Annotated in this window: 2 protein-coding genes; one reads left to right on the top strand and one right to left on the bottom strand. The window is 61.3% G+C overall.

Annotation, left to right across the window (positions count from 1 at the left end; all coding sequences use genetic code 11):
- Positions 1–611: fibrinogen-like YCDxxxxGGGW domain-containing protein (locus Q0216_RS02770; protein ID WP_298592747.1), on the bottom strand; the 611-nt coding region annotated here is incomplete at its 3' end.
- 577 nt (positions 612–1,188) lie between these two features.
- Here Q0216_RS02770 and Q0216_RS02775 point away from each other — a divergent pair.
- Positions 1,189–3,401, top strand: a 2,213-nt coding sequence (locus tag Q0216_RS02775) for a CarD family transcriptional regulator (protein WP_298592749.1), incomplete at its 3' end; no start/stop codon positions are given.

Below are 3,401 nucleotides of genomic sequence, written 5' to 3' on the forward strand. Positions count from 1 at the left end.
GTGAACTTCACGGTGCCCCAACGCTGACCGTAGCTCATCGCCCAGGTCCACTGCTCAGTCTGAGGACGCTGAACATAAACGTTCTGCCACTGGGTGCCCCTCGCATTGTGGGCGCGGTGCAGGCGCATGCCGTCGGGAAGATCCTGAGGCTTAATGCCGTTCAGTAGCGCATCGACAGTGTTTGCGGGGAGCTGGACCGGAGTAAAAGCGGCAGGACCGGTGGGATTCTGATGCAGCTGATTCGGGTCGCCGGTGCCATTGTAGGACTCGGTCCACCCCTCACGACCGCGAGCAATCATGACCCAGCCGCCGCCGTCAGTTTCCTGATCGCAGTAGAACTGTGCCGGGCCGCTCATCTGCGGGGTGTACAGCCAGTAAGTGCCAGAAGAGGCAGAAGGATTAACCTGCTTGACCTCGTAACAGGAAGCAGCCGCCTTATCGCTGCTGGAACCATCATGGGTTCCGGTCGCAGCCGAGGCGGGAGTAGTAGGAGTAAGCGGTGCCGCGGTGAAAGCGGTACCAAAAGCGAGTGCGAAAGCGGCCCACTTCTTAGCAGACCATGAACGGGCACGGCGCTTTTCGGCGGGTTTGTTCGTGTATGTGGTTGTCATTTGCGTCTTTCTGATGCGACGTTCCGGAAGAAACATCGAAAGATACGGTGAATTTAGTGCACTAGAAAAACCGCAATAAATACTGAAAACCTGAGGTTGGTTGGAAGAGGTAATCAGAATCCGGAAGGGGATATACTGTGTGGTTTTTCTGTAAGTGTTAATGATTAGGGTACAGGATTAAGCTGTGAAAATAATGATGCACAAAGTGCAAAGATGCCTATGAATGTGTGATTTGCGCCCCACGCAATGAGCGTTGTGGCACAGGAAAAGACACGGAAGAAAACCATACTCAAATATCACCCACGAAAGCGACAACCGAGTGCAAAAAGGAATGTATTCCATCACAGAAGAACACCAGAGAAAAATGCCAGAAAAAGCAGACACGTCCTACAATGGAAAAGCCGCATAAAACACCCCAAAACACACAAAAGTACCGTGAAATAAAGGCAAAACACTCGGGTGCCAAACGCCCAGGTAACCAACCCCACTCAGGTACCCAACCCGGCACGCATTACCGGCATACTCGCCACAACCGGCGAACCCGCCAACCCCGAGGACCGCAGATTCAGGAGAACCCGTGAGCACCACCCGAAAAGCTACCGCACAGCCCCTCGAAGCACCCCTGCGCCCCCTCCTGGACACCCTCAACCAACTCAGCAGCTGGGCCGCGATCCGCACCGCCGCCTCCACGAAACCCGCTGAACGTAGCGCACGCACCCTCATTGGCGCTGTCGCCGGAACCCACGCCGCACTCATCGCAGACATCTCCGCCGCCGTACGCGCAACCACCCCCGAAGCGCTCAGCCTCATCATCGCCCCCACCGACCGCCAAGCAGAAGACCTCGCCGCAGCCCTGCGCGCCTACCTACCCGCCGCCGACATTGCGCTCTTCCCCGCCTGGGAAACCCTGCCCCACGAACGCCTCTCACCGCGCTCCGACACCGTAGGCCGCCGCCTGCAGGTACTGCGCGCCATGACCGGGGAAGCCACCAAACGCCCCCAAGTCGTCATCGCACCCGTACGCGCCGTCATCCAGCCCATCGTCACCGGTATCGAAAAACTGGAGCCTGTACACCTGGTTCGCGGCGAAGAATACCCCTTCAAAGACGTAGTACGAGGCCTCAACGACGCCGCATACTCCCGCGTAGACCTCGTCGCTAAGCGCGGCGAATACGCCGTACGCGGCGGCATCATCGACGTCTTCCCGCCCACCGCAACCACCCCCGTACGCCTCGAATTCTTCGGCGACGAACTCGACGAAATGCGCCACTTCTCCGTCGCCGACCAGCGCACCCTCAGCGGGGGAGAAGAGCTCACCGAACTCACCCTGCTGCCCTGCCGCGAACTGCTCATCACCCCCGAGGTCATGAGCCGCGCCGCACGCTTGAAAGCCGACTACCCGGCAGCGGCAACCATGCTCGAAAAGATTGCCGGCGGAATCTACGTCGAAGGTATGGAATCGCTCACCCCGCTGCTCATTGACTCCATGAACACCCTCACCGAGCTGCTGCCGGCAGGGTCCATGATCATTAACGTCGAACCCGAACGCGTGCGCGCCCGCGCCGAAGACCTCGTCGCCACCAACGAAGAATTCCTCGCCGCCGCATGGGACACCTCCGCAGAAGCCGACGCAGTAGCACCCATCGACCTCGGCCAGCTACGCATGAGCGACAGCGGATTCCGCACCATCGACCAAACCACCGCACAAGCACTCGAAGCCAAGCTCAGCTGGTGGGAAATCACCGAACTCGTCACCGACGCAGACCTACTCGAAGACGCCGCCGCAGGTGTGCTCGAAAACCCAGGCGCGCTCGAAAACCAGAGCATCGCCGACGCCATCGAAGACGGAATCGACACCTACACCGTTAACGCCACCCCCGCAACCGCGTTCAACGGCTCCGTAGAACGCATGCTCAGCCAGGTCGGCGACCTCATTCAGAAGCAGTGGACCGTCCTCGCCCTCACCAACGGCCGCGGCTCCACCGACCGCCTCATCGACCTCTTCCACTCCGGTGAAGGGGCACCCGCCGTACCCGCCGCCCGCCGAACCAGCCTCGAAGCGGACCCCGCCGGCGACATCGAACACGGCATCGTTGAGGTGTGCGAGGCGCCCGCCTCCGCAGGCTTCCTGATTGAGGAGGCGAAGCTCGCCGTCTTCACCGAAGCCGAACTGCTCGGCCGCCGCGGAACCTACGCACCCCGAGGTGCCGCCGGACAGAAATTCAAGACGCGCCGCCGCCGCAACGCCGCCGACCCGCTCGCGCTAAACCCCGGCGACTACGTGGTGCACGAACGCCACGGCATCGGCAGGTTCGTCGAGATGACCTCCCGCCCGGTGGCTGGCGCCTCCCCGGTCAACGGCGTGCAGCCCATGAAGGAATACCTGGTCATCGAGTACGCCCCCGCCAAGCGCGGTGGCGCACCCGACCGCCTCTTCGTGCCCTCCGACCAGCTGGACCTCATCTCCAACTACGTGGGTGGCGAGAACCCGAGCCTGTCCAAGATGGGCGGTAGCGACTGGGCTAAGACCAAGTCCCGCGCTCGCAAGGCAGTCAAGGAAATCGCCGCCGACCTGGTGAAACTCTACTCGGCACGCCAGGCATCGCGCGGTCACGCCTTCGCGCCCGACACCCCCTGGCAGCGAGAGCTGGAAGAGTCATTCCCCTACAACGAGACTCCCGACCAGCTCACCGCCATTCATGAGGTGAAGGAAGACATGGAGAAAGAAATCCCCATGGACCGCCTCATCTCCGGCGATGTGGGCTTCGGCAAAACCGAGGTCGCCGTACG

This window comes from uncultured Rothia sp. (genome assembly GCF_937976295.1).
In the GTDB taxonomy this organism is placed as follows: domain Bacteria; phylum Actinomycetota; class Actinomycetes; order Actinomycetales; family Micrococcaceae; genus Rothia.